The following is a 24831-nucleotide window of genomic DNA, read 5'->3' as shown; positions in this document are numbered from 1 at the left end:
CCGCAGGCCGACCGGGCCGAGAAAGCGTGGCGCCGCGGCGCAGGGTCAAGCCCCGCGACGCGGCCAAGTTCCTGCCCGCTACTGCCCGCGCTTCGCCCGCGCGGCGAACAGAACCGCGTCCTCGGCGGCCCGGAACAGGGCCTTGGCCTTGTTGACGCATTCCTGCTGCTCGGCGGCCGGGTCTGAATCGTAGACGATGCCCGCGCCCGCCTGAACATGCATGCGGCCGTCCTTCACGATGGCGGTGCGAAGCACGATGCAGGTGTCCATCTCGCCCCGCGCGCCGAAATATCCGATGCAGCCGCCATAGGGCCCGCGCTTCTCGCGCTCCAGCTCGTCGATGATCTCCATCGCCCGGACTTTGGGGGCGCCCGAGACGGTGCCGGCCGGGAATCCCGCCGCGAGGGCCGCGAGGTTGTCATGGGCCGGGTCGAGATCGCCCTCGACGTTCGAGACGATGTGCATCACCTGACTGTAATATTCGAGGAAGAACGAGCCGGTGACGGTGACGCTGCCGATGCGCGCGACGCGCCCGACATCGTTGCGGCCGAGGTCGAGCAGCATCAGGTGCTCGGAGCGCTCCTTCGGGTCGGCGAGGAGTTCCTCCGCCAGCGCCTTGTCCTCGGCCGGCGTCGCGCCGCGCCGCCGGGTGCCGGCGATCGGCCGGATCGTGACGCGGCCGTCGCGCACCCGCACCAGGATCTCGGGGCTTGAGCAGACGACCTGGAAATCCTCGAAATCGAGGTAGCACAGGAAGGGCGCCGGGTTGGTGCGCCGAAGCGAGCGGTAGAGCGCGAAGGCCGGCAGCGTGAAGGGCGCCTCGAAGCGCTGCGACAGGACCACCTGGAAGATGTCGCCCGCGACGATGTACTCCTTCGCCCGCGCCACCATCGCGGCGTAGGCGGCCGGGCTCGTGTTGGAGACGGGCTCCGGATGGGCGACGTCCGAGAGGTCGGCCCGGGCCTCGATCGGGAGCGGGCCCTCGAGCGCCGCCGCGACGCGCTCCAGCCGGCCCATCGCCGCCTCGTAGGCCGCGCGGGCACCGAGGCCGGCGGCCGGGCGGACCGGGCTCACCACCGTGATGAGGTCGCGCACGGCATCGAACACCACCATGGTCCGGGGCCGCACCAGCACGGCGTCCGGCACCCCGAGGGGGTCGGGGTTCGGCGCCGGCAGCACCTCCATGGCCCGCACCATGTCGTAGCCGAGATAGCCGAACAGGCCGGCCGCCATCGGGGGCAGCTCGGCGGTGTCCTCGGGGCCGATCGCGCTCTCGGCGATCAGCGCCCGCAGGCTCTCCAGCGGCGCCCCGTCCTCGGCCTCGAACCGGGTCAGGTCGGTGCCGCGCGCGATCGCCGCCCGGCCCTCGCGGCAGCGCCAGATCAGGTCGGGGTCGAGGCCGATCATCGAGTAGCGCCCGCGGACCGCGCCGCCCTCGACGGATTCGAGCAGGAAGGCCGGCCCCGCATGGCCGGCGCGCAGCTTCAGGAAGGCCGCGACCGGGGTCTCGAGGTCGGCCACGAGGGTGAGGTTCAGGAGGCTCGGCCGGCCGGCCTCGTAGCCGGCCGCGAAGGTCTCGTAGGCGTCGACCATCGCGGGCGCTCAGTACTCGCCGCCGATCGCCCGGCGGAAGGCGGCCTGGTTGACGCTGACGCCGGCGCTCTTCTGCACCTCGGCGATGTACTCGCCGAGCACGTCGTCGGCGAGGGCGGTGCGGAAATTCGACTCGATGGTCTTGTCGGAGGGCGAGCCCGCCACGAAGGCCGGCATCGTCGCGCCCGTGACCTTGAACACCGCCCGCCCGTCGCCGGAGGCCGCCGAGCCCGCCTTGCCGACCGGGGTCGCGAAGATGCGGCTGACGATGTCGGCGGTGAGATCGCCCTTGGGCTGATTGCGGACGAGGTCGTCCGCGCTCTGCACCGTGAGCCCCGTATCCTGCGCCAGGGCCTCGAGGGTCTCGCCCTTGTCGAGGCGCTCGCTCAGCTCCCGGCCCTTGGTGGCGAGCCGGCGCGCCACCTCGGCGGATTTCCAGCCCGCCACGACGGCGTCCCGGACCTCGGAGAGCGGCTTGTCATGCGCCGGGTCGATCCTGGTGATGTCGTACCAGACATAGCCGCCGGCCTTGGTGCGCAGGGGCTCGTTGTCGCCGCCGATATCGGAGCGGAAGGCCGCCGCGAGCGTCGCATCGGTGTCCGGGATGCCCTCGACGGTCTTGCCCTGCGGGTCCTTGCCGAGGGAATCGACGGCCGGGATCGTCACGAGGGCGAGGCCGCGCTCCTTGGCGATCTCCGCGAGCGGCTTGGCGCCGGCGCGCTGGTCCTCGATGGCGTCGTGCAGGGAATCGACGCTGTCGCGGGCGCGCTGGAGGGCGAGCGTCTGTCGGATCTCGGGCGCGACCTCCGCGAAGGGCTTCAGGGTCCCGGGCTCGATTCCGGTGACCCGCAGCAGGACGATGCCGAAGCGGCCCTTGACGGGCTGGCTCACCGCTCCCTGCTGCAGCGCGAAGGCGGCCTCCGCCACGGCCGGGTCGAACAACTCCGCCTTCGTCAGGGTGCCGAGGGAGAGATCCTTGTCGCTGGTGCCGCGCTCGCTCGCCACCGCCTCGAAGGATTTCTCGCCGCCCTCGATCGGCTTGCGCGCGGCCTCGGCGGCCGCCTCGTCCGGGAAGACGATCTGCTGGATCGTGCGGCGCTCCGCCGTGCCGAACCGGTCCTTCTGGCCGTCATAGGCCTTGCGCACCGCCTCCTCGCTCACCGCATCCGGCTTGGCGAGGGCCTCTGGGCTGATCACCAGCAGGTTCATGCTGCGGTACTCGGGCGCCCGGTAGGCGCCCTTGTTGCCGTCGTAATAGGTCTGGAGGTCCTCCTCCGTCGGGGCCGGGACCTCGCCCGCGGAGGCCGGAATCAGCATCAGGTAGGCGGCGGAGCGGCGCTCGGTGGCGTAGCGGTGGACCGCCTCGCGCAGGGAGAGCGGCACCTTGAGCTCGGAGGCGACGGCCTCGGCGAGCTGCAGCCGCGCGATCACGGCGCGCTGCTCGCGCACGAAATTCGCCTCGTTCAGGCCCGCCCGCTGCAGGGTCTGGTAGAAGAGCTGCGGCTCGAACTTGCCGTCCTGGTTCTGGAAGCTCTTCTCGTCGTGGATCGCGCGCAGCACGGCGGCATCCGACACGGCGAGGCCGAGATCGCGGGTCTTCTGGTCGAGGGACGCCTCGGTCACGAGCTGCGACAGCACCTGCCGGTCGAGGCCGAGCGCCCGGGCCTGATCGGGCGTGAGGTTGCGGCGCAGCTGCGCCTGATAGCGCTGGAGCTGGTTCTGGTAGGCCGTGCGCACGGCCTCCGCCGAGATCGGGGTCTTGCCGACCGTCGCGACCGCCGTGGACGAGCCGCCGCGGAAGAATTCCTCCACGCCGAAGATCGCCACGCCCGCGATCAGCAGGGTGAAGACGACCGTCATCACGATCTTGCCGAGCCAGTGCTGGCTGGCGTTGCGCATGTTCTGGAGCATCGAAAGCGCTCTGGTGCCCGTTTTGCGGTGCCGCGCGTTTCCGAAGAAGGCGCGGAGACCGGTCGATCAAGGTTGCCCGCGATAGACCATCCCGGCCCTGGCGCAAAGGCCGACGCGCGTCGCCCCCGCCCGTTTGCGCGCCTAAGCTTGCTCTGGTACGCCCCGGGGCGACGACGCGTAGCGAGTGGGGATGGCGATGACGAGCGCGGGGCGACGCCCTCTGGTGGCCGGCAACTGGAAGATGAACGGCACCCGCAGCTCCCTGGCTGTGGTCGAGTCGGTCCGGCAGGGCCTGACGCCGGAACTCGCCGAGCGGATCGACGTCCTGATCTGCCCGCCCTCGACCCTGATCGCCTCCTGCGTCGCCGCCGCCTACGGCTCGCCGATCGCGATCGGCGGACAGAACCTGCACGCCAAGCCGAACGGCGCCTTCACGGGCTCGATCTCGGCCGAGATGCTGAGCGACCTCGGGGCGCGCTACGTCATCGTCGGCCATTCCGAGCGCCGGGCCTATCACCACGAGACCGATGACGGCGTCCACGCCAAGGCGCTCGGCGCCCGGCGGGCGGGCCTGTGCGGCATCATCTGCGTCGGCGAGACCAAGGAGGAGCGCGAGCAGGGCCGCGCCCTCGACATCGTCCGCGCCCAGCTCGCCATCGGGGTGCCGAAGGGCGCGACCGCCGCCGACACCGTGATCGCCTACGAGCCGGTCTGGGCGATCGGCACCGGCCTGACGCCGACGCCCAAGGACATCGCCGAGGTCCACGCCTCCCTGCGCGAGATGCTCGACAAGCTCGTCGGGGCGGAAGCGGAGAAGATCCGCATCGTCTATGGCGGCTCGGTCAAGCCAGGCAATGCCCGCGAGCTGATGTCCGTCGAGAATGTCGACGGCGCCCTCGTGGGCGGCGCCAGCCTTGTCGCCGAGGATTTCCTCGGTATCTGCGCCGCCTACGCCTGAGGCTCCGGCCCGCCCCGGGCGGGAGGCCACCTCGCTGCGGGTGCGCCGCGTCACCGCGGGTGGGCCGCGTCGTCGCGGCCCGGTTGGCGCCGGCCCGCATCTGGTGTAATGGCCCGCACGATATGCGGCCGGTGGTGTTCGCGCGGCATTGCGCCCGGGATCGCCATCGCCCTCCGCACGCGTTCGGCCGCTGGCCCTGCGAACCGCGCGTGCCGTTTCTGGAAATCCGATGCAGACCGTCCTGATCGTCGTCCATCTTCTCATCGTGCTCGCGCTGATCGCCGTGGTGCTTCTGCAGCGCTCGGAGGGCGGGCTCGGCCTCGGCGGCGGCGGAAGCGGCGGCGTCTCCGGCTTCATGACCGGCCGCGGCCAGGCAAATGCCCTGACCCGCGCCACCGCGATCCTGGCGGCGTGTTTCTTCGCCACCAGCATGGCGCTCGCCGTGATGTCGCACCGCGCCGCGGCCCCGAAATCGATCCTCGATGGCGGCGGCACCGCGCAGCAGCCGAACAAGCCGGCCAACGCCGACAACCTCCTCGACACCCTGCGCCAGCAGAGCGGCACCCCGGCTCCCGGCGCCCCGGCGGCGCCCGCCACTCCGGTGCCGGTTCCCGCCCAGCCGGCACAGCCGGCCGTGCCGGAAGCTCCGCAATCGCGCTGATGACGTCGCGCGCCGGGCCAGAATCCGGCGGGCAGAAGCCGCGGGCAAGATCCCGCGGGCAAGATCCGCTTCCGACGCCCCAGCAAGGCCGTTCCCTCGCGTTGCGTGGTCCACAAGGATCGCGCGGCGCGAGCGTTTCGCGGTTTGGCAAATCACCGAGCATTCGTTAAGGACCGAGGCCCATGACGCGGTACGTCTTCATCACCGGCGGCGTGGTTTCCTCGCTCGGCAAAGGTCTCGCCTCGGCGGCGCTCGCGGCCCTGCTTCAGGCCCGCGGCTACAAGGTCCGGCTGCGCAAGCTCGACCCCTATCTCAACGTTGATCCGGGCACGATGAGCCCGACGCAGCACGGCGAGGTCTTCGTCACCGACGACGGCGCCGAGACTGATCTCGACCTCGGGCATTACGAGCGCTTCACCGGCGTTCCGGCGACGCGCGCCGACAACATCACCACGGGCCGGATCTATCTCGACATCATCACCAAGGAGCGGCGCGGCGATTATCTCGGCGCGACCATCCAGGTGATCCCGCACGTGACGAACGCCATCAAGGCCTTCGTGCTCGAGGGCAACGAGGCGTTCGACTTCGTGCTCGTGGAGATCGGCGGCACGGTCGGCGACATCGAGGGCCTGCCCTTCTTCGAGGCGATCCGCCAGCTCGGCCAGGAATTGCCGCGCGGCGCCACCGCCTTCGTGCACCTCACGCTCCTGCCCTACATCCCGTCGGCCGGCGAGCTGAAGACCAAGCCGACGCAGCACTCGGTGAAGGAGCTGCGCTCGATCGGCATCCAGCCCGACATGCTGCTCTGCCGCTGCGACCGGCCGATCCCGGCCGACGAGCGGCGCAAGCTCGGCCTGTTCTGCAACGTCCGCGAGACCGCCGTCATCGAGGCGCGCGACGTCGATTCGATCTACGACGTGCCGCTCTCCTACCGGGAGGCGGGCCTCGACCGTGAGGTGCTGGCGCATTTCGGCATCGCGAACACCGTCGAGCCCAAGCTCGACCGCTGGCGCACGATCTCGGAGCGGGTGAAGAACCCCGAGGGCGAGGTCTCGATCGCCATCGTGGGCAAGTATACGGGCCTCAAGGATGCCTACAAGTCGCTCACCGAGGCGCTGACCCATGGCGGCATCGCCAACCGGGTCCGGGTCAACCTCGAATGGATCGAGTCCGAGGTGTTCGAGCGCGAGGACCCGGCGCCCTTCCTGGAGGGCATCAACGGCATCCTGGTGCCGGGCGGCTTCGGCCAGCGCGGCGCCGAGGGCAAGATCCGGGCGGCCCGCTACGCCCGCGAGCGCAAGATCCCGTATTTCGGGATCTGCTTCGGCATGCAGATGGCGGTCATCGAGGCGGCGCGCGCGCTCGCCGGCATCGCGGACGCGAACTCGACCGAGTTCGGCGAGACCCCCGAGCCCGTGGTCGGCCTCCTCACCGAATGGCTGCGCGGCAACGAGCTCGAGCGCCGCGCGGCCGCAGGCAATCTCGGCGGCACGATGCGGCTCGGCGCCTACAAGGCGAGCCTGCGGCCGGATTCGAAGATCGCCGAGATCTACGGCGCGACCGAGATCTCCGAGCGCCACCGGCACCGCTACGAGGTCAACATGGCCTATCGCGAGGCTCTGGAGGCCAAGGGCCTGCGCTTCTCCGGCACCTCGCCGGACGGGCTCCTCCCCGAGACGATCGAGCACGAGGGGCATCCCTGGTTCATCGGCGTGCAGTTCCACCCGGAGCTGAAGTCGCGTCCCTTCGAGCCGCACCCGCTGTTCAAGGGTTTCGTCGCGGCGGCGATCGACCAGAGCCGCCTGGTCTGACGCTCGGAAGGGCAGGGGTCTCGATCTCCGGGCGTCGCGCCGTCCCGGCCGAATGCACGGGCGCGCGTCCGCGTCGGGCCCTGATCGCGGCGGCCGTGATCGCGGCGGCCCTGGCACTGCGACGCTCGGTCCGGCGGAACCGGCCGCGTCCCGCGCTACATTCCGGCCCCGGACGCCCTATCTGACGAAGACCGTGACCGAGATCCTGTTCTACCACATGCAGCGCCAGCCCCTGGAGAAGGTGCTGCCGAACCTCGTCGAGCGCTCCCTCGAGCGGCAATGGCGTGCGGCGATCCAGGCCGCGACCGAGGAGCGGCTTCAAGCCCTCGACGACCACCTCTGGACCTACAGCGACGACAGCTTCCTGCCGCACGGCACCGACCGGGACGCCGACGCCGCGACCCAGCCGGTGGTGCTGACGCTCCGCGACGGGAACCCGAACGCGGCCTCGATCCGCTTTCTCGTCGAGGGCGCCGACCTGCCGCCGGACGCCGGAGGCTACGAGCGCATCTGCATCCTGTTCGACGGCACCGACCAGGACGCCCTGCTGCGCGCCCGCGAGCAATGGCGCGAGGCCAAGGATGGCGGCCACGCGGTCGCCTATTGGCAGCAGGACGAATCCGGCCGCTGGCAGAAGAAGGCGTGAGCCCACGTGATCCACTCGATCAGACGACGTTTCGCCGGCAGCCGGCCCGCTCCGAACGGGCCCGCGCGGCGCCGGCCCCGCGATGAAACCGGGCTGAGCGGGCGCACCCCCGCTCTCCTGGCCGCGGCTTTCCTGTCCGGCGCGATGCTGATGGCCGGCCCCCTCGCGGCGCAGAACGCCCAGCCGGGGGCTGCACCGGCCGCGGAGACACGCCGCCCGCCCGAGCGGGGACCCGAGGGACGCAAGCTCCCGCCCGATTCCACCACCGAGCACAGCCTGTCCCTTCCGGACGGACGCAGCCTGTCCTTCACGGCGACCGCCGGCAGCCTGCCCCTCGTGGACGAGGCGGGCAAGCTCCAGGCCGAGATCGCCTTCGTGGCCTATAGCCGGCCGCCGCGGCAGGGGGAGGCGTCGCGCCCGATCACCTTCGCGATCAATGGCGGGCCCGGTGCCGCCTCCGCCTACCTCAATATCGGGGCGATCGGGCCCTGGCGTCTGCCGACCGAAGGGGGCAGCATCAGCCCGTCCCAGCCCGTGACCCTGGTTCCCAACGACGGCACCTGGCTCGACTTCACCGATCTCGTCTTCATCGATCCCGTCGGCACGGGCTACAGCCGGGCGGCGGACGGCGATGCCAAGCGCTACTGGTCGGTCGATGCCGACGCTTCGGTGCTGGCCGCCGCCATCGCCCGCTACCTGCGGGTGAACGACCGCATGGGCGCGCCGAAATTCTACGTCGGCGAGAGCTATGGCGGCTTTCGCGGGCCGCTGATCGCCGCCAAGCTGCAGGAGGATGTCGGCGTCGGCCTGTCGGGGCTGGTCCTGTTGTCGCCGGTCCTCGATTTCGGCTGGCTCCAGCCGCCGCGCAGCAATCCCTGGGGCCACGTCACCCGGCTCCCGTCCTTCGCGGCGGCCGCCCTCGAGCGGAGCGGGACCGCGCTCAACCGCGGGCTCCTCGCCGACGCCGAGAGCTACGCCACCGGCGCCTATCTGAGCGATCTCCTCAAGGGGCCGAACGACAAGGCCGCCGTGGCGCGCCTGACCGAGCGGGTCTCCGCCCTGACGGGGCTCGATCCCGCCTTCGTGCGGGCCCAGGCCGGGCGCCTCACCGCCCACAGCGTCCAGCGGGAGATCGACCGCACGGGGGGCCGCGTCGCGAGCGCCTACGATACCGGCGTGACGGGCTGGGACCCGGACCCGACCGCGCCGCATTCGGGCTTCGAGGACCCGCTCCTCACCGCCATCCAGGCGCCGCTCACCAGCGCCATGATCGAGCTCTACGCCAAGCAGCTCAACTGGCGGGTGACGAACCTGCGCTACGAACTCCTCAATGGTTCGGTGAACCGGGGCTGGACCTGGAGCTCGGGCCGCAGCGCCCCGGAATCGGTGAGCGCGCTGCGGGGGGCGCTCGCCCTCGACGGCAACCTGCGCGTGCTGGTGGCCCACGGCTTCACCGACCTCGTCACGCCCTACTTCGTCTCGAAGCTCCTGATCGACCAGATCCCGGATTACGGCCCGGAGCCGCGCCTGAGCCTCGCCGTCTATCCGGGCGGCCACATGTTCTACTCGCGCCCCGAGGCGCGGGCCGCCTTCCACCGGGACGTGGCCGCCCTCTACGCCTCCGCCCTCAAGGTCCGCAGCGCCGGCGAGTCCCGGACCGGCATCCAGCCAACCGAGCGATCCCGGGACATGCCGTGAGGAACTCCGCCGTGAGACCCTTTTCCGGGACGGTGAAACCCGCCTCCGCCGCGCTCGCGCTGATCCTGGCGCTCGGCGCCTGCACCAGCACCGAGGTGCGGACGCCGCCCGTGCCGGCGGCGGTCAAACCGGCTCCGCCGGCCGCTCCGAGCGTCTCCGCCCCGACCGTCTCGGGCCCGGTCCTGGCTCCGGACGGGACCTGCACCGGACCGGCGGGCGGGAGCGCGACCGCGATCGAGCCCGGCATCGGCGAATGCGACCTCGTGCGCCTGAAGGGCAAGCCGCCCACCGACGTTCTCGTCGGCGAGGGCCGCGCCGGCCGCGAGGTCCAGGTGCTCTACACCGAGCCCGGCGCGAAGGAGTTGTACTTCTTCGTCAACAACCGCCTCGACCGGGTGGTGAAGTAGCGCCTCAGCGCATTAGCCAGACCTTGAGCCCGGTGCCGGCCACCGGCACCGGCTCGAGCCAGGGCACCGCGACCGCGCCCGTCGTCAGGCGCGTCGCGAAGGCGGTCTCGGCGCCGAGATCGGGGACGGGCTTCGTCGGGCAGGTCACCAGATAGGTGGCACCCCGCGCCGTCATCTGGCGGCGCAGGTCCGCCTCGCTTCCCCCCAAACCCTCGATGGCCGCAATGAGCCCCGGAATCGCGCGGTGATAGGGTGCCGCCACGATCGCGTGGGGCGTGTGGAGGAGGATGGCCGGGCCCATGTTGATGGGGGCCAGGATCGTGCCGGGGGGGAGCGCCGCGAGGGGTGAGACCGAGCTTTCCGCCTGGCAGGGCAGGCCTTCCGGCGTCGGCTCGGCCGCCCTCAGGAACGCGAGCGCGTAGGCCGGCAGCGACCAGATGGTGCTCACGAGGGATGCGGCGAGGAGCGATGCGCCGATGCGCCGACGCAGCGTCACCTCGGTCGCCTCAAGGAGCGTGAGCGCGCGGTCGATCGCCGGGCCCGCCACGAGCGGGATGAAGCCGGCTGCGATGTAGGTCCCGCGAAACTGGTCCCACCCGACGATCAGCCCCGGCCACAGGAACAGGCTGACGACGAGGAAGTAGCGTCGCTGTGTCGCCGGGCCGTACCGCACCGCCCAGGCGGCAGCCAGGGCGGCGGCGACGAGGGGCGGGTAGAAGGCCAGGATCTCGGGGCGCCCCTTGGCGATGAAGGCCGGCACCGACATCATCTCGCTGACCGCACGCAGCCAGCGCTCGTGCACCAGGGCCGGCATGCCCGGGAAGGGACCGCCAAGGCAGATCGGGAACAGGGCCGCGAAACCTGCCCCCAGCGCGACGCCGAGACCGGCCGCCAGCGCGAGCCGCCCATTCCAACGCGTCAGGTGCCGGTCGAAGATCGCGCAAGTCAGCGTGGCGATCATGCCGCCGACCGCGAGCCACAGCCAGGGCGGCGAGAGGGCATCGCAGGCCGTCGTGCCCCAGAGGGCGGGCGCCGTCTGCAGGCCGAACAGGAGGGCGGCGCCGAGGCCGAGCCCGAGGCCGAAGCCCGTGAGGCCGGCCAAGGCCGGCCAGCCCCGCGCGATCCAGTCGCCCACCAGGAACAGGGCCGCGAGCGCGAGGGTCGGCAGGCCCTCAAGCCCGATGGCGAGCGACAGAGCCGCGAGCGCGCCACCGAGGAAGGCCGGCACGAGGCCGCCGCGCACGAGGCAGAAGGCGAGGCCCAGCATCGCCAGGATCTGCAAATTGTGATGGTCGACCCGGCCCACGGTGAATTGGCCGACGAGCCCCAAGGTCTGGAGCGCGGCAAGGACCGCGAGCGCGGCCGCGCGCGGGTTCAGGCAGCGCCTGACGCCCAGGAACAGGATCACTCCGTAGAGGGCGAGGAGCAAGGGCGGCCACAGGGCGGCGGTCAGCCCCTCGGCGAGCGGCCGGCCGAGGAGCGGAGTCAGCGCAAGGATCGAGCCCGCCAGGGGCGCGTCGACGAGGCGCGACCAGTGGCTCGCCACGCCCCCCGGCGGCAGGAAGCGATGCTGGACATTGTCGTACCAGCCCTGGCCAGCGACGAGGTCGCGCACGCCGACGAGGCGCATCGCGTCGTCCGTGTCGCGCACGCGCAGATGCTGGATCGTGCCGAGGACATCCGCGACCGGGTAGAGCGTCGCCGCCGAGAGCGCCAGGATGAGCCAGAACACGAGGCGGGGATCAAGGCGCGTCGCGGGTGCGCGCGGCAGGCCGGGGGAGGCGGCGCTCAGCACGGCACGGCTCCGCAAGACCGTCCCCGCCCGCTCGCCGCCGTCATCGCCGTGCCCCTCTGAGCCCGGCGGCAGAGTGGCGCGCCGGCGTTAAGGATGGGTCAAACCCGCGACGCTCGCCGCGTGCCCGGGGACCGGAGGGCTTCCTTAACCATCCTGGCGGCAGAATTTCCCAGCGCGCGCCCCGGAATCCTGGCCGCGCGAGCGGATGGGCCGGAGTTGCGGATGAGCTACCACACCGAGACGCTGGTGATCGGCGCCGGCCCGGCCGGACTGACCGCCGGCTACCTCCTGTCGAAGCAGGGGCGCGACGTGCTGGTGCTGGAGCGGGATCCGAATCAGGTCGGCGGCATCAGCCGCACGGTGGCGCATAACGGCTATCTGTTCGATATCGGCGGGCACCGCTTCTTCTCCAAGGCGAAGGCGGTGGTGGATCTCTGGGACGAGATCCTGCCCGACGACTTCATCGAGCGTCCGCGGCTGTCGCGGATCTACTACAAGGGCAAGTACTACGCCTATCCGCTCAAGGCCTTCGAGGCTTTGCGCAATCTCGGCTTGCTGCAGAGCACGGCCTGCGTCCTGTCCTATCTCTACGCCCGGGCCAGGCCGATCGCGGAGCCGAAGAGCTTCCACGACTGGGTCCGCAACCAGTTCGGCGAGCGCCTGTTCTCGATCTTCTTCAAGACCTACACCGAGAAGGTCTGGGGCATGTCCTGCGACGCGATCTCGGCCGATTGGGCGGCGCAGCGCATCAAGGGGCTCGATCTCGGCGCCGCGATCCGCGACGCGCTGGTCCGCTCGCTGGGGCTGCGGCCGAAGCGCAGGGCCGGCGAGCCGGTGATCAAGACCCTGATCGAATCCTTCCGCTACCCGCGCCGCGGCCCCGGCATGATGTGGGAGGCGGCCGCCGCCAGGATCGCGGACCAGGGCGGGCGCGTGCTCCTCGACCGCGGCGTCGACGGCCTCAGCTTCGATGCCGCCACCGGAATCTGGACCGTGTCGGTGATCCGCCGCGACGGCTCGCGCGAGACCTACACGGCGCGCAACCTGATCTCGTCGGCGCCGGTGCGCGACCTCGTGGATGCGATCAAGCCGCGCCCGCTGAGCACCTTCAACGCCCGCGCCCTGCAATACCGCGACTTCCTCACGGTGGCGCTGATCGCCAAGTCGCGCGCGGATTTCCCCGACAACTGGATCTACATCCACGATCCCTCGGTGCAGGTCGGGCGGGTGCAGAATTTCCGCTCGTGGTCGCCCGAGATGGTGCCGGAGGCGGGCTATACCTGCCTCGGCCTCGAATATTTCTGCTTCGAGGGGGACGGCCTCTGGACCGCCTCCGACGACGACCTCGTGGCGCTCGCCAAGGCCGAGATCGGCAAGATCGGCCTGATCGCGCCGGACGAGGTGGTGGATGCCTGCGTGGTGCGCCAGCCCAAGGCCTACCCGGTCTACGACGAGACCTACCGCGACAATGTCGCGGCCGTGCGCCTGGAACTGGAGCGGGACTTCCCGACGCTGCACCTCGTCGGCCGCAACGGCATGCACAAGTACAACAACCAGGACCACGCCATGATGACCGCGATGCTCACCGTCGAGAACATCCTCGCCGGGCATCGGCGTCACGACATCTGGCGGGTGAACGAGGACGCGGAATACACCGAGGCCGGGATATCCGGCGCCGACGAGGCGCTGGCGAGCGAGCGGCTGGTGCCGCGCAAGGTCGCCTGAGGCGCCCGCGCCTTCAAAGGCCGGCCCGGCGTCAGGCTCGGCCCTTGCCGCGACGCTTGCGCGGCCTATCACTCTCCCGGACCGCCCGATCCCAGAGTGGCGGCGCCGGGAGGACGTCCATGCGATCTGCTGCTGTTGCCGTGACCTTTGCCGCGCTCGTGATGGGAACGACCGCCCTCGTGACGACGCTGTCCGCGCCGGCGCGCGCGCAGGGCGCCCCGCCGGCGGCCACCAAGGCGAAGGCCGACGATCTCGAGAAGCTCCAGGCCTTCCAGAGCACCGGCACGGCCGCGGCGCCCGAGATCCCGCAGACCGGCAAGCGCGCCGACGCGATCCGCCGCATCCTCACCAAGGTGAAGCTGCCCGAGGGCTTCAAGATCGATCTCTACGCCATCGTGCCGGATGCCCGGGCGCTGGCGGTGGGGCCGAATGCCGGCGTGGTCTTCGTCGGAACCCGCAAGACCAAGGTCTACACGGTGACGGACCGGGACAAGGACCGGGTCGCCGACGAGGTGCGCGCCTTCGCGCCCGGCATCGACTTCAAGGTCCCGAACGGCGTCTGCTTCTCCCGCGACGGCGTCCTGACGGTGGTGGAGCAGAACCGGGTCCTCGCCTTCCCGGCGGCCGAGTTCTTCTACGAGAATCCCGACGTGGCGGCCGGCGTGCTGGTGAAGCAGGGCGAGCTGATCCCGGCCTCCGAGGAGAGCTACAACCACACGGCGCGCGTGTGCCGGGTCGGAGCCGACGGCAAGACCTACATCGCGCTCGGCCAGCCCTACAACGTGCCGCCCCAGGACAAGCTCGATCTCTACACCAAGGCCGGGATCGGCGGCATCATCCGGATCGATGCCGACGGCAAGAACCGGGAAGTCTACGCCACGGGGGTGCGCAACTCGGTGGGGATGGATTTCAGCGCCAGCGACAAGGCCCTGTGGTTCACCGACAACCAGGTCGACGGCATGGGCGACGACCAGCCGCCGGGCGAGCTGAACCGCGCCACCAAGGCCGGGGAGAATTTCGGCTTCCCGTGGTTCGGCGGCGGCCATGTCCGCACCACCGAGTACAAGGATGCGGCGCCCCCGAAGGACGCGGTGTTCCCCCAGGCCGAGCTGCCGCCGCACGCGGCCGATCTCGGCATGACCTTCTACAGCGGCAAGATGTTCCCGGAGCGCTACTGGGGCGGCATCTTCACGGCCGAGCACGGCTCCTGGAACCGGACCCAGCCGATCGGCGCCCGCATCATGTTCGTGCCGGTCAACCCGGACGGCAGCGCGGGCCAGCCGAAGCCCTTCGCCGAGGGCTGGCTGACGAGTGACGGCGAGTATCTCGGCCGTCCCGTCGACGTCGCGGTGATGCTCGACGGGTCCCTGCTCGTCTCCGACGACACCGCGGGCGCGATCTACCGCATCTCCTACGAGGGCAAGTAGCCCCATCGTTGCCGCAAGGGCGGGCCCCTCCGATCCGGGAGGGGCCCGCCTCGTCCCGAGCCACGCGTGAGACCCGCGATGCTGCGTTTTGCCTGCCTGAGCCTCGTTGTCCTCTGGACCGTCACCGCCGCCGAGGCGGGTGACGCCGCGGCCGGGCGCAAGCGCGCCGTCGCCTGCCAAACCTGCCACGGCATGGACGGGCTCTCGAAGCTGCCCGAGGCGCCGAACCTCGCGGGCCAGGTCGAGCCCTATCTCATCAAGGCGCTGACCGAGTACCGGGACGGCACGCGCCGGAACGAGATCATGAACGTGGTGGCGAAGGAACTCTCCGACGCCGACATCGCCGACCTCTCGGCCTATTACGGCGGGCTTCAGATCGAGGTGCTGCCGCCCGGCTGAGGCGTCAGGGACGGCGCAGCAGGCGCTTGGCCTCGGCGCGGGCCGCGTGCTCGAACCGGGCGAGCCGCAGGCGCCGCTCCAGGGACAGGCCTCCGCCGGGCGGCACCGCCACGATCTCCGCGATGGTCTCGCGCTCGCCGTAGAGGCTCTCCAGCGCGGAGCCCGCGAGCGCCGCCGAGTCGAGGCGCCGGGCAAAGCCGGTCTCGTGCATCGCCCGGACGATCGCGGCCTCGAGCAGCAGGCCCGGCGCGGTCGCGCGAAGGGTCTCGTCATAGGCCGTCTTCAACAGCGTCGCGGTGCCGCCTCCCACCAGCGCGAGGCTGATCGCGATCGGGCGGCCGTCGAGGCGCAGGAGGTCGGCGCGCGGGGTCACGGGGCCATCCGTGCCCCTGAACAAGGCCCGCGCGAGGGCCGCGCCCTCCGGCCGGCAGGCCATGGCGGTGCCGGCTGCGCCCTTCCAGCCCGCCCGCTCCAGCGCCAGGAAGGCCTCGACGGCCGCCGCCAGGGCGGGGCCGGCCTGCGCCGTCTCGAAGGTCACGGCGCCGGCCTCCGCGAGGCGCCGCTCCCGCCGCCGCAGATCCTTGAAGCGCGCGCGGTGCGGATGCCCCTGAAGGTAGGCGTCGTGGCTCGCGCGCCGGTCGAGGATCGGGCGCTCGAATGCGGCGACGCGCCCGCAGGCCCAGCCGGCTCGCGCCATCGCCGCCAGGAGGCCCTTTCCGACAGCCGATTCCGCCGGCAGGAGCGGCCAGCGCCACGCCCGGCCGCCGGACGCGTCGGCGAGACCCGCGACCAGGGCCGCGAAGGTCTCGGGGCCATCCGCATCGCGCCCGACGAGGGGCGTCGTCGCGGTCACGAGGGGCGACAGGAACGGGCGCGCGACGTGGCCGCCGAGGCCGCTGAGGTCGCGCCGCATCCGGTAGGGCAGGGCGGCGACGAGGCGCCCGTGGCGCCGCACCGCGACGAGGCGCAGATCCGCGCCCGCGAGTCCGGCCGCCGCGTGCGCGGCGAGGACGTGGCGGCTGAAATGCGGATGCGGGTCGAGGGCCCGCTCGACCAGGTCGTCCCAACCCCGCGCGTCCTGCGCGAGGCTCGACGCGTCGACGCAGTCGATCTGGAACGGGGTTCGGCGCTGCCGGGGAATCATCGGGCGGGCCGCGTCGTCAGCCGGGACCAGACCGGCGTCGCAAGCCCGTGCACCGACCGGGCGGCGCGCGCCAGGGCAAAGCCCCGCAGGAGGGTGACGCCCGCGAGCGCCAGGGCGGCCCCGATCGGCCCGAGCCAGGGCACCAGCACTAGGCAGGCGAGCACGGCGAGCCCCAGCATCGCGGCCGTGATCACGGCGCAGAGGCGCTCGCCGCCGAGCATGGTCAGGAGGTCCTCGGCCGGACCGAACAGGGCGGCCCCGACGCTGCCCGCGACGAGGACGGCGAGGATCGGCAGGCTGTCGCGGAACTCCGGCCCGAACAGCCCGAGGAGGAGAGGGCCGGCCGCCACGAGGCCGAGCCCGACGAGCGCGGTCGCCCCGAAGACGGCCTGGCCCTGGCGCCGGACGAGGGCGGCCAGGGCCGCGCGCTCGCCCTGCGCGTGGAGCGCGCTGAAGCGCTGGGCGGTCGCCGCGGAGGCCGCGTAATGCACGAAGACGACGAGCTGCTGGATGCGGGTGGCCGCGAAATAGAGCCCGATCGCCGCCGGCGGAAGCAGGAAGCCCAGCACCACGACATCGACGAAGCCGAACCCCGCGGCGGCAAGATCGACCGCCGAGATCGGCAGGCAGGCGCCGAGCCAGATGCGCCAGCGGAACCGGCGCGGCCCCGGCGGCAGGACGCGCCGCAGCCGGACGATCAGGAGGACGGCCTGGAGCGCCACCGCGACGCCCGTGGCCAGGAGGGTGCAGGAGAGGGCGACGCTCGCCTGCGCCGGGGCTCCGAGGAGAACGGAGCCCACCATCGCGGCCATGATCAGGCCCTGCCGCAGCAGATAGGGCGGGGCGATGGCGAGCACGGCCCAGTTCTGGCTGCGCGCCACGCCCTCGAGATAATCCTGGAGCGCGAAGAGCGGCAGGACGAGGGCCGCGATCGCCAGGGGGGCGACGTAGGGCGCGGCCACCCGCCCACCCGCGAAGGCCGTGAGCGCGAGGCCCGCAAGCGTCAGCGCGAGGGCGGCGGCAAGCGTCGCCAGCGCCCCGCCCAGGAGGAAGCCGCGGGCGGCGTCGAGGTCGCCGCGGGCCTGTTCGGCCGGCAGGAAGCGGCAGGCCCCCTGCGACAGGCCGAGGGTCGCGGTGTGGCCCAGGATGGCGGTCCAGACCCAGACGCTCGCGAAGATGCCGTACTCGGCGCCCCCCATCAGGCGGGCCATCAGGACCTGGGCGCCGTAGGCGAAGCCGGCGGCCGCGATGCGGATGGCGAAGACGTCGAGGGCGGCCCGGGCGGGCCCGCGCCGCAGGGCCCTGAGGCGGCCGAAAGCCGTGCCGCGTGACGATCCCGCTGCGATGCTGGCTGCCATCCGGGCCCCGCGCCGGAACGCGCCCGGCGACGGATTCGCGGGCAGAGCGGCGGACCGGTCTAGCCCCGTGGCCGTTGCGGCCGGGTTAATGGGCGTCCGGCGTCGGGTTCACCTGGGGGCCGCGCGGATCGCGCGCCGCGGGCGGCAGGTCGGATTTCAGCACGGGCCCGGCCGTGCCGGTGGTGTCGGGCTGCAGCAGCGAGAGGGTGATGGCGCGGGTGACGTGCTCGGCCATGCAGCGCAGCCCGAGATCGTTGAGGCGGAAGCGGCTGCCCAGCATGTGGCCCTCGCTCTTCTCCGCACGCGCCGAGAGGTAGCGCATGGCCTCGTAGCGCTGGACCAGGGGAACGCCCTCGCGGGCGGCAACCTCCTGAACCTTGCGGACGACGCTGTTGTAATAGGCGTCGTCGGCGAGGCTCGCGGTGTAGAGCGGATCGACCAGGACCACGTCCATCTCGTGGGACTTGATCCACTTCACGGTCTCGTCGAGGGCGTCCCCGAAGGCATCGAGCTCGACGCGGGCCAGCGCGTCGTGGGTGCCCACCTGCCAGATCACGAGATCGGGCTCGACATCGGCCACCATGCTGCGCAGGCGCTCGGCCGCCCCCGAGGCGATCTCGCCCTGCAGCCCGCGGGCCTCCACCACCACGTCGACATCGGGGAGCGAGCGCTCCAGCGCCGTCTCCAGCTTCATCGGGTAGGTGGCCGAGGCACCCGGTCCGGCCGAGGTCGAGCCGACCGCGAGCACCCGCACGGGCCGCTTCTCCTTGAGGGCCGCCTTCACGGCCCGGAGCTTGGCGAGGGTGTAGAGCTTCGAGCCGGGCACCCGGCATTCCGGCGACAGGCTCGGATCGAGCGGCTCGGCGCCCGCCGCCGCGGCGACGTTGGGCGGCGACACGATGGTAGGGGCCGACGGCGCCATCGGCGCCGGAGCGGGGGGCAGACCCGCCTGCGGCTCCTCGGCCCGGGCCGCGGTGAGGCCGAGCCCGGCGGCCAGGAGGACCGCCGCGGCGAAGCGCGGGGCCGGACGCGCGGTCATGCGCGCGGCTGCGGCTTTCGGGAGCGCCATTCGACGAACCATGCGGTGAAACCCAGAGCCAATACGCCGCTGCTGATGACCAGAATATCAATCAAGAGACCGCCGCCCGTCCAGAAGCGCACCAGCTGCCCCCCAAGGCTGAGTACCGAGCCCATCGAGAACACAGCCAGCGAGTTTCGGCCGAGCCGCGCCAAGTATTGAACCACGGGCCCGATCCGCGGCGCAACCAAGCGATATACCGCCTGGAAGGCGAGGAGCACCCCAAGGAAGTGGATCAATCGCGCGGGTGAGAGATAAGTCTTGTCAAAGGTAAAAATAAGGCGCGGCTCCGGCACCGAGAGCGGATCGGGGCGCAGCTCAAGCACCGACAGGACGATCCCCACGAGGACGATCACGATCCCGGCCGGCATCAGACGGCGCGCCCAAAGCTGCAGCCTGTCCGATTCGCGGTTCCAATCCTGCAGCACGAAGCCGAGGACGAGGAGGAGCTGCCAGCAGAACGGATCGAAGAACCAGTCGCCCTCGCCGGGCCAGGAGGGCAGGTTCCACTCCTCCACCAGGCTGGCGAGGTAGAGCCCCCCGGAGAGCGTCAGCGCCGCGACCCGGCTCACCCGCGCCAGCAGCACGAAGACCGGCGCGATGCCGAGCAGCACCACGTAGAGCGGCAGGATGTTGAAGAAGCCGAGCTGGTGCGAGAGCAGCACCACCCCCACCACGGACTGGATCGGGTCGGCGAAGAAGGTCCCGGCATTGTGCCATTCGAGGATGAGCGGGTTGTCGAGGACGAGCGCCGTGCCGGCGATCATCGCCAGCGCGATCAGCATCACGGTGAGCTGGGCCCGATAGACCTCGATGGTGCGCGACAGGAGCCGCAGAACGGTCTTCAGCCGCGGCTCGGCCTGGCCGTCGCGCCCGCGCGTCGCGATGCCGATCGACCAGCCGGCCAGGAAGACGAACAGCTCGGCGGCATCCGAGATGCCGTATTGCGAGTAGGTGTATCGCTCGAAGGTATTGCCCGGGATGTGGTTGATGAAGATCGTCACCAGGGCGAGACCGCGCCAGAAATCGATCGCGTTCGGTTCCCGCATCGGGGTGGACAGCTCCGGGGCTTGAGGGCGGCGCTGCGAGGGCCGGGGGCAAATCACCCGGGCGGATCGCCGGGGCGGCGCGTCCTGATACGGTCTGCGGCCGCCAACTGCAAAGGTGACCATTGGGCGAAGGCGGCCGATCGCGGCGCGGCGGCGCGTCCGAATGGCCGCAGGCTGCGTCCGAATGGCCGCACGCTGCGTCCGAATGGCCGCAGGCGTGATTTCGCAACCTCAGGGCGTATTTCGGGTTTCCGCTGCAAGCGTTGGGTCCGCACGATCCTGCGGGTGCTGTCCGCAGGGTGGCGGCGCCTGCGCCGTTGCGCCGCCCAGATCCTGCCGGGAGAACCCATGCCGCACGTGAACAAACCCCTCGACGAGCAGGTGATCGTCGTCACCGGCGCCTCCAGCGGCATCGGGCTCACCACGGCCGAGATGGCGGCCGAGCGGGGGGCGCGCGTGGTTCTGGCTGCCCGCAACGGGGCGGCCCTCGCGCAGGTGCAGGCGGCGATCGAGGCGAAGGGCGGCAAGGCCATCCACGTCATCGCCGATGTGGGGGAGCGCGCAGATGTGGCGCGCATCGCCGAGCGCGCCGTCGAGGCCTTCGGGGGCATCGACACCTGGGTGAACAATGCCGGGCTGACGATCTACGGGCCGCTCACCGAGGTGACGGATGCCGACCATGAGCGCCTCTTGCGGACCAACCTCTGGGGCACGGTGCTGGGCTCCCTGGTGGCCGTCGAGCACATGCGGGCGAGGGGCGGCGCGCTGATCAATCTCGGCAGCGTCGGCTCCGATCTGGCCTTCCCGCTGCAGGGCATGTACTGCGCCAGCAAGCACGCCATCAAGGGCTTCACCGACACTCTCCGGATGGAGCTGATGCAGGCGGGCGTTCCCGTGAGCGTCACCCTGATCAAGCCCGCCTCGATCGACACGCCGCTGCCGCAGCACGCCCGCAACTACACGGACCGCGAGCCCAAGCTGCCGCCCCCGGTCTACCCGCCGGCCGAGGTGGCGGAGGCGATCCTCAGCGCCGCCGTGAACCCGCAGCGCGACATCTACGTGGGCGGGGCCGCCAAGGTCCTGTCCAACTTCAAGACCCTGGCGCCCGGCGCCTATGACCGCCTTGGCCCCGCCATCACCGCCCTCCAGCGCCGCAGCGAGAGCCCGCGCGACCCGGAAGGGGCGCTCTACGTCACCAAGCCGGATGGCCAGGCGCGCGGGTCGCATCCGGGCTACGTCATGCGGCGCAGCGCCTATACCCGCGGCAGCCTTCAGCCGCTCCCGACCGCCCTCCTGGCCGCCGGCCTCAGCGCCGCCGCCGCCCTGTTCCTGCGCGCCGGCTCGCGCGGCCCGAGGTCCTGAACGATGCTGCAACTGGTGCAGGGCGGCGTACCGCCGCTCCTCCCGCTGGCGCGGGCCGCGACGCCGAACCTGGCGCCCCGCCGCTTCGTCGACATGCCGGGGGGCCACCGCATCGCCTACACGGAGGCGGGGCGGGGGCCGGACCTCGTGCTGATCCACGGCGCCCTCCTGGCCCTGGAGGACATGTGGCTCGGACCGATGACGGCGCTCGCCCGTCATTTCCGGGTCATCGCCTTCGACCGGCCCGGGCATGGCGAGAGCACGAGGGCGCGCCTCGTCGACGCCTCGCCCTGGCGGCAGGCCGAGATCCTGGGCGACGCCATGCGGGCCCTTGGCCTGACGCGCCCGGTCGTCATCGGGCATTCCTTCGGGGGCGCCGTGGCGTTGTCGCTCGCCATGAGCCGGCCGGAGGCGATCGCGGGCGTCGTCGCGCTGGCGCCGATCTGCTTCCCCGAACTGCGCCTGGAGCAGGTGCTGTTCGGCCCGCGCGCCGTGCCGGTCGCCGGGGATGCGCTGGCGCATAGTGCGGGCGCGGCCGCCGACAGCGCCATGCCGCCGCTCCTCTGGCGCGCCATGTACCTGCCCCAGCCGATGCCGCCGCGGGTGGCGGCCGAGTATCCCTTCGCCTGGACGCGCCGCCCGGGGCCGATGATCGCGAATGGCGAGGATGCGGCGAGCCTCTGGCCCGCGCTGACGCGGAGCGCGCTCCGCTACGCGACCTGCCGCGCCCCGGTCCACATCCTGGCGGGCGATGCCGACCTCGTGGTGAACCCCCATCTGCACGCGGCGAACGCCGCCCGCCTGATCCCTGGGGCCCGCGACGACCGGCTTCCCGGCATCGGCCACATGGTGCACCACGCCCGCATCGACGCCGTGGTCGAGGCAGCCCGGGCGATGTTGCCCGCCTGATCCGGGCCGCCCCGCTCGGATCCGCCCAGACGAATGGTTAATCGCGGCGTGGTAGCGCCGGACGGACCACCATTCGCGGCGAATCGATGAACGGCAGCGCAGCAGACGCAATCGGGATCCTGGCGGCGTTCCTGATGGGCGTCCCGCTCGTCCTGCTGCCCGGCTACGCGCTGGCCGCCGCGAGCCGCCTGTTCGACCGCGACGCGATCTCGCTTGGGCGCGGCTGGCTCCTCGCCACCCTGTTCGGGCTCGGCCTGCTGCCGTTCCTCGACAGCACCCTCACGCGCTTCCTCGGGCTGAAGGCCGCGGGCGCCGCAAACCTCATCCTGGCGCTCGCGGGCCTCGCGCTCGTCCTCCGGAGGCGCCGGCCTTGGCGGATCGACGCCGTGGCGGGGCTGCTGATCCTCGCCTGGATCATCCTGGTGATCGGCGTCTCGATCGATGTCGACGTGGCGGGCCGGATCTACCAGCCCCTCATGGTCATCGACCTCGTCAAGCACGCGGCGACGACGCGGGCGATCCTCGAGACGGGGGCGCCCCCCATGGACCCGTTCTTCGCCCGCGAGGGCCGGGTCAGCTACTACTATTTCTTCTACACGCTGTCGGCCCTGGTGAACGGGCTCGGCCGGCCCCTGGTCGATGCGCGCACGGCCTTCCTCGGACTGACGATCTGGATCGGAATCGGCCTCTACGGCCTCCTCGACCTCCTCCTCGCCCAGTCCGGCCTCGTCCGGCGGGCGGCACCCGGCCATGCCCGCGCCGCGCTCGCGGCGCTGCTTCCGGCCGCCGGCCTCGCGGCCCTGTTCGCCTTCCACGCGCGGCACGTCTTCGGCTTCTGGATCACCGATACCGGCTCGCTGAACGAGCAGGTGACGTGGTGGGGCACCTCGCTCCTCTGGGTCCCCCACCACGTCACCGGGCTCCTCGCGGCGTGGCTCGGGTTGCTGGCGCTGACGCGCGCGGGCCAGGACAGGCTCGACGGGGCTGAGCCCGGCGGTACCGCCTGGATCGCCGTGTTGGTCGCCGCGACCGCCTTCGCGTCCTGCGTCGGCCTGTCGGTCTGGGTCGCCTGCGGGGCGGTGGCGACCGCCGCCCTCTGGCTCGCCCTGCTCCTGCGCGAGCGGGACTGGCGCGGGGCGGCGCTCCTTGTCGGCGCCGGCATCCTGAGCCTCGTCATCGCGGCTCCCCATCTCGCCGACCTTCTGGCGAACCGGGCCGATGGCGGCGCCGGGATCGCCCTCACGGTGCGGCGCTTCGGCCCCCTCGACAGCTTCGATCTCGACGATCCAACGCGGTCGCTGCTGCGCCTTCTCCTGCTGCCGCTGAATTACGGGCTCGAATTCGGCGTCTTCGCGGCGGGCACAATCCTGTTCTGGCGCGCCGTCCCGCTGCGGCAGGCCCACGCTTCCGAGGTCGGCCGCCTGCTCACGCTGAGCGCGCTCGCCTCCCTGGTGGTCGGGACCTTCCTCAAATCGACCATCATCAACAACGACCTCGGTCAGCGCGCGCTCCTCTTCGCGCAGGTCTCGAGCCTGGTCTGGACCGTGGCGCTCGTGGTGCGGTTCCGGGCCGACCGGGTGCCGGCCGGCCTCGGCCCCCCGGGGCGCCTGCGCATGCCGCCCGTGATCGCGGGACTTGCCGTCCTGGGCTATGTCGGCTCCGCCTATTTCCTCGTCTGGCAGCGCGCCTACCGGCTGTCCGGCGAGCCGGATACGCGCTTCGTCAACGCGCAACCGGCGGTCGATTACGGGCTGCGGGATGCCTATCACTGGGCCGCGGCCGGGCTCCCGGCGAGCCTGGTGCTCCAGCACAACCCGGCGCCCCCGCGCGCCTTCGCGTTCGGCCTCTACGGCCTCCAGCCCACCGGCGTCGCCGATCGCAGCGCCCGGCTCTACGGCGCGGCCTCTGCTGAAATCCTGGCGCGGGTCGACCTCCTGCGTCCGGTCTTCGCCACGAGCCTGCCGGCCACCGAGGTCCGGGCCCGGGCGGAGCGCGCCGGAATCGGTGCCATCGTGGTCTCGTCGGCGGATCCGGCCTGGGGCGATCCCGGGTCCTGGATCTGGGAGGCGCGCGCCGTCTATGCCGCGCCCCGGGTCCGGATCATCCGGGTCGCCGACCTATGAGCCGCGCCAGCCTGCAGGAGGCGCCCGTGACGCCCGAGAGCACGGTGATTCGTGAGCGGCCGGTGATCGCGTCCGGTCGCGCATCGCCGGAACGGGGCCGGATCGGACCGGGCCTGCGCTGGGCGGCCGCTCAGGCGGTTCTGCACGCGGGCGCCGTCGCGCTCGGCTTCCTCAGCTTCGTCCTGCTGTTCCAGCTCGATCTCGGCGCGGGAATCACGATCCTGTTCTACCGCGGCCTCGTTCTCCTCGGCCTCGCCTTCGCGGTCACGCTCGCGCTCACGACCTGGCTCGCGGGACACTTCGCGCGGACGGGCCTGCGCCGGCGCGACGCCCTTGCTGCCTGCATCCTCTCGCTGTCGCTGAACCTGAGCTTCCTGGTGCTCTTCCCCGTGACGGTCGACCGCTCCATCAGCGTGTTCATGCTGGGGCAGATGGCGGCGCATCCGGACGACGTCGTCACGCCCGCGCAAATGCGCGCCACGTTCCAGGACGTCTATCTCGGCGAGTACCGCCAGATCGAGCGGCGCATGGACGAGCAGGCCCTCTCCGGCAACGTCGTGCCGGTGGGCGACGGCTACAGGATCACGCCCCAGGGCCGCGCCTTCATCCGCCTCTCCGGCCTGATCGCGCGCGCCTTCCGGACCGATCCCCGCCTCGTGGCCGGCACCGCGCCGCCGCACCGCGACTGAGCCGGGCCGGAGGCGCGCCATCGGCCTCCGGCTCGGCAAGGCCCGGGGTCCACGGCCTCGCATGGCCGCTCCTGCCTCGCCCTGGCTC

20 protein-coding genes are annotated in these 24831 nt (G+C 71.9%); 13 read left to right on the top strand and 7 right to left on the bottom strand.

Translation table 11 applies throughout. The features are described from left to right. Window positions 1–78 precede the first annotated feature (78 nt). Window positions 79–1593, bottom strand: a complete 1515-nt coding sequence (trpE, locus tag F6X53_RS04395; RefSeq protein WP_150997589.1) for an anthranilate synthase component I — start codon at window positions 1591–1593, stop codon at window positions 79–81. Window positions 1594–1602: 9 nt separating this feature from the next. Further along, window positions 1603–3504 carry a peptidylprolyl isomerase gene (locus F6X53_RS04390; protein ID WP_150997587.1) on the bottom strand — a complete coding sequence of 634 codons (1902 nt, stop codon included), beginning with the start codon at window positions 3502–3504 and terminating at the stop codon, window positions 1603–1605. Between the two features lie 196 nt (window positions 3505–3700). Here F6X53_RS04390 and tpiA point away from each other — a divergent pair, with 196 nt between their 5' ends. The 6 genes from tpiA (at window position 3701) to F6X53_RS04360 (ending at window position 9685) form a co-directional block, all read left to right on the top strand. After that, window positions 3701–4462 (top strand): triose-phosphate isomerase, encoded by a 762-nt coding sequence (tpiA, locus tag F6X53_RS04385; protein ID WP_150997787.1) that lies wholly within the window; start codon window positions 3701–3703, stop codon window positions 4460–4462. Between the two features lie 229 nt (window positions 4463–4691). After that, complete coding sequence (gene secG / locus F6X53_RS04380) at window positions 4692–5123, top strand: preprotein translocase subunit SecG (protein WP_150997585.1); 432 nt, start codon at window positions 4692–4694, stop codon at window positions 5121–5123. A 182-nt stretch (window positions 5124–5305) separates the two neighbouring features. Further along, the gene (locus F6X53_RS04375; RefSeq protein WP_150997583.1) at window positions 5306–6934 is read left to right on the top strand and encodes a CTP synthase; all 1629 of its coding nucleotides are present in this window, start codon (window positions 5306–5308) and stop codon (window positions 6932–6934) included. Between the two features lie 193 nt (window positions 6935–7127). After that, window positions 7128–7580: a DNA polymerase III subunit chi gene (locus tag F6X53_RS04370; RefSeq protein WP_150997581.1), complete on the top strand. Its 453-nt coding sequence runs from the start codon at window positions 7128–7130 to the stop codon at window positions 7578–7580. Between the two features lie 144 nt (window positions 7581–7724). Next, window positions 7725–9278 carry a S10 family peptidase gene (locus tag F6X53_RS04365; protein ID WP_150997785.1) on the top strand — a complete coding sequence of 518 codons (1554 nt, stop codon included), beginning with the start codon at window positions 7725–7727 and terminating at the stop codon, window positions 9276–9278. Window positions 9279–9289: 11 nt separating this feature from the next. Continuing rightward, window positions 9290–9685, top strand: coding sequence for a hypothetical protein (locus tag F6X53_RS04360; protein WP_373875911.1), 396 nt, complete (start codon window positions 9290–9292; stop codon window positions 9683–9685). 4 nt (window positions 9686–9689) lie between these two features. On the opposite strand, the gene F6X53_RS04355 is transcribed toward F6X53_RS04360, so the two are convergent. Continuing rightward, window positions 9690–11480, bottom strand: a complete 1791-nt coding sequence (locus tag F6X53_RS04355; protein ID WP_238296629.1) for a hypothetical protein — start codon at window positions 11478–11480, stop codon at window positions 9690–9692. Between the two features lie 222 nt (window positions 11481–11702). Between F6X53_RS04355 and F6X53_RS04350 the strand changes: the two genes are divergently transcribed. The 3 genes from F6X53_RS04350 (at window position 11703) to F6X53_RS04340 (ending at window position 15031) form a co-directional block, all read left to right on the top strand. After that, complete coding sequence (locus tag F6X53_RS04350) at window positions 11703–13205, top strand: NAD(P)/FAD-dependent oxidoreductase (protein ID WP_150997579.1); 1503 nt, start codon at window positions 11703–11705, stop codon at window positions 13203–13205. 161 nt (window positions 13206–13366) lie between these two features. Further along, entirely contained in the window at window positions 13367–14632 is a 1266-nt protein-coding gene (locus F6X53_RS04345) for a PQQ-dependent sugar dehydrogenase (protein WP_425324679.1), read from the top strand. A gap of 78 nt (window positions 14633–14710) precedes the next feature. Beyond that, complete coding sequence (locus tag F6X53_RS04340) at window positions 14711–15031, top strand: c-type cytochrome (RefSeq protein ID WP_150997574.1); 321 nt, start codon at window positions 14711–14713, stop codon at window positions 15029–15031. A 4-nt stretch (window positions 15032–15035) separates the two neighbouring features. Here the strand turns inward: F6X53_RS04340 and F6X53_RS04335 are convergent, their stop codons facing one another. The 4 genes from F6X53_RS04335 to F6X53_RS04320 form a co-directional block, all read right to left on the bottom strand. Further along, window positions 15036–16175 (bottom strand): GNAT family N-acetyltransferase, encoded by a 1140-nt coding sequence (locus tag F6X53_RS04335; protein WP_150997573.1) that lies wholly within the window; start codon window positions 16173–16175, stop codon window positions 15036–15038. Beyond that, complete coding sequence (locus F6X53_RS04330; protein WP_191970693.1) at window positions 16172–17533, bottom strand: lipopolysaccharide biosynthesis protein; 1362 nt, start codon at window positions 17531–17533, stop codon at window positions 16172–16174. The genes F6X53_RS04335 and F6X53_RS04330 overlap by 4 nt, the downstream gene beginning before the upstream one ends. Window positions 17534–17618: 85 nt before the next feature. Further along, entirely contained in the window at window positions 17619–18602 is a 984-nt protein-coding gene (locus F6X53_RS04325) for an SGNH/GDSL hydrolase family protein (protein WP_425324677.1), read from the bottom strand. Beyond that, window positions 18569–19660, bottom strand: a complete 1092-nt coding sequence (locus tag F6X53_RS04320) for an OpgC family protein (protein WP_150997571.1) — start codon at window positions 19658–19660, stop codon at window positions 18569–18571. Before F6X53_RS04320 ends, F6X53_RS04325 begins: the two co-directional genes overlap by 34 nt. A 348-nt stretch (window positions 19661–20008) precedes the next feature. Between F6X53_RS04320 and F6X53_RS04315 the strand changes: the two genes are divergently transcribed. From F6X53_RS04315 to F6X53_RS04300, 4 genes are all read left to right on the top strand, one after another. Then, window positions 20009–21022, top strand: coding sequence for an SDR family oxidoreductase (locus F6X53_RS04315; protein WP_150997569.1), 1014 nt, complete (start codon window positions 20009–20011; stop codon window positions 21020–21022). 3 nt (window positions 21023–21025) lie between these two features. Continuing rightward, the gene (locus F6X53_RS04310) at window positions 21026–21931 is read left to right on the top strand and encodes an alpha/beta fold hydrolase (RefSeq protein ID WP_150997567.1); all 906 of its coding nucleotides are present in this window, start codon (window positions 21026–21028) and stop codon (window positions 21929–21931) included. Between the two features lie 86 nt (window positions 21932–22017). Then, the gene (locus F6X53_RS04305) at window positions 22018–24054 is read left to right on the top strand and encodes a hypothetical protein (protein WP_150997566.1); all 2037 of its coding nucleotides are present in this window, start codon (window positions 22018–22020) and stop codon (window positions 24052–24054) included. Further along, the gene (locus F6X53_RS04300) at window positions 24051–24743 is read left to right on the top strand and encodes a hypothetical protein (protein WP_244965520.1); all 693 of its coding nucleotides are present in this window, start codon (window positions 24051–24053) and stop codon (window positions 24741–24743) included. The genes F6X53_RS04305 and F6X53_RS04300 overlap by 4 nt, the downstream gene beginning before the upstream one ends. Window positions 24744–24831 lie beyond the last annotated feature (88 nt).

This window comes from Methylobacterium soli (assembly GCF_008806385.1).
Classification (GTDB): Bacteria; Pseudomonadota; Alphaproteobacteria; order Rhizobiales; family Beijerinckiaceae; genus Methylobacterium; species Methylobacterium soli.
The sequence above is the reverse complement of the archived record's forward strand: the minus strand, read 5'-3'. Positions and strand labels throughout refer to the sequence as shown.

Excerpts from the sequence above, each read along its gene's own strand:
- F6X53_RS04305 (WP_150997566.1), top strand. The coding sequence starts at position 22,018 with ATGAACGGCAGCGCAGCAGACGCAATCGGGATCCTGGCGGCGTTCCTG.
- secG (WP_150997585.1), top strand. The coding sequence starts at position 4,692 with ATGCAGACCGTCCTGATCGTCGTCCATCTTCTCATCGTGCTCGCGCTG.
- F6X53_RS04300 (WP_244965520.1), top strand. The coding sequence starts at position 24,051 with ATGAGCCGCGCCAGCCTGCAGGAGGCGCCCGTGACGCCCGAGAGCACG.
- F6X53_RS04350 (WP_150997579.1), top strand. The coding sequence starts at position 11,703 with ATGAGCTACCACACCGAGACGCTGGTGATCGGCGCCGGCCCGGCCGGA.
- F6X53_RS04340 (WP_150997574.1), top strand. The coding sequence starts at position 14,711 with ATGCTGCGTTTTGCCTGCCTGAGCCTCGTTGTCCTCTGGACCGTCACC.
- F6X53_RS04315 (WP_150997569.1), top strand. The coding sequence starts at position 20,009 with ATGCCGCACGTGAACAAACCCCTCGACGAGCAGGTGATCGTCGTCACC.
- trpE (WP_150997589.1), bottom strand. The coding sequence starts at position 1,593 with ATGGTCGACGCCTACGAGACCTTCGCGGCCGGCTACGAGGCCGGCCGG.
- F6X53_RS04390 (WP_150997587.1), bottom strand. The coding sequence starts at position 3,504 with ATGCTCCAGAACATGCGCAACGCCAGCCAGCACTGGCTCGGCAAGATC.
- F6X53_RS04375 (WP_150997583.1), top strand. The coding sequence starts at position 5,306 with ATGACGCGGTACGTCTTCATCACCGGCGGCGTGGTTTCCTCGCTCGGC.
- F6X53_RS04335 (WP_150997573.1), bottom strand. The coding sequence starts at position 16,175 with ATGATTCCCCGGCAGCGCCGAACCCCGTTCCAGATCGACTGCGTCGAC.
- tpiA (WP_150997787.1), top strand. The coding sequence starts at position 3,701 with ATGACGAGCGCGGGGCGACGCCCTCTGGTGGCCGGCAACTGGAAGATG.
- F6X53_RS04310 (WP_150997567.1), top strand. The coding sequence starts at position 21,026 with ATGCTGCAACTGGTGCAGGGCGGCGTACCGCCGCTCCTCCCGCTGGCG.
- F6X53_RS04365 (WP_150997785.1), top strand. The coding sequence starts at position 7,725 with ATGCTGATGGCCGGCCCCCTCGCGGCGCAGAACGCCCAGCCGGGGGCT.
- F6X53_RS04345 (WP_425324679.1), top strand. The coding sequence starts at position 13,367 with ATGGGAACGACCGCCCTCGTGACGACGCTGTCCGCGCCGGCGCGCGCG.
- F6X53_RS04325 (WP_425324677.1), bottom strand. The coding sequence starts at position 18,602 with ATGGCGCTCCCGAAAGCCGCAGCCGCGCGCATGACCGCGCGTCCGGCC.
- F6X53_RS04320 (WP_150997571.1), bottom strand. The coding sequence starts at position 19,660 with ATGCGGGAACCGAACGCGATCGATTTCTGGCGCGGTCTCGCCCTGGTG.
- F6X53_RS04330 (WP_191970693.1), bottom strand. The coding sequence starts at position 17,533 with ATGGCAGCCAGCATCGCAGCGGGATCGTCACGCGGCACGGCTTTCGGC.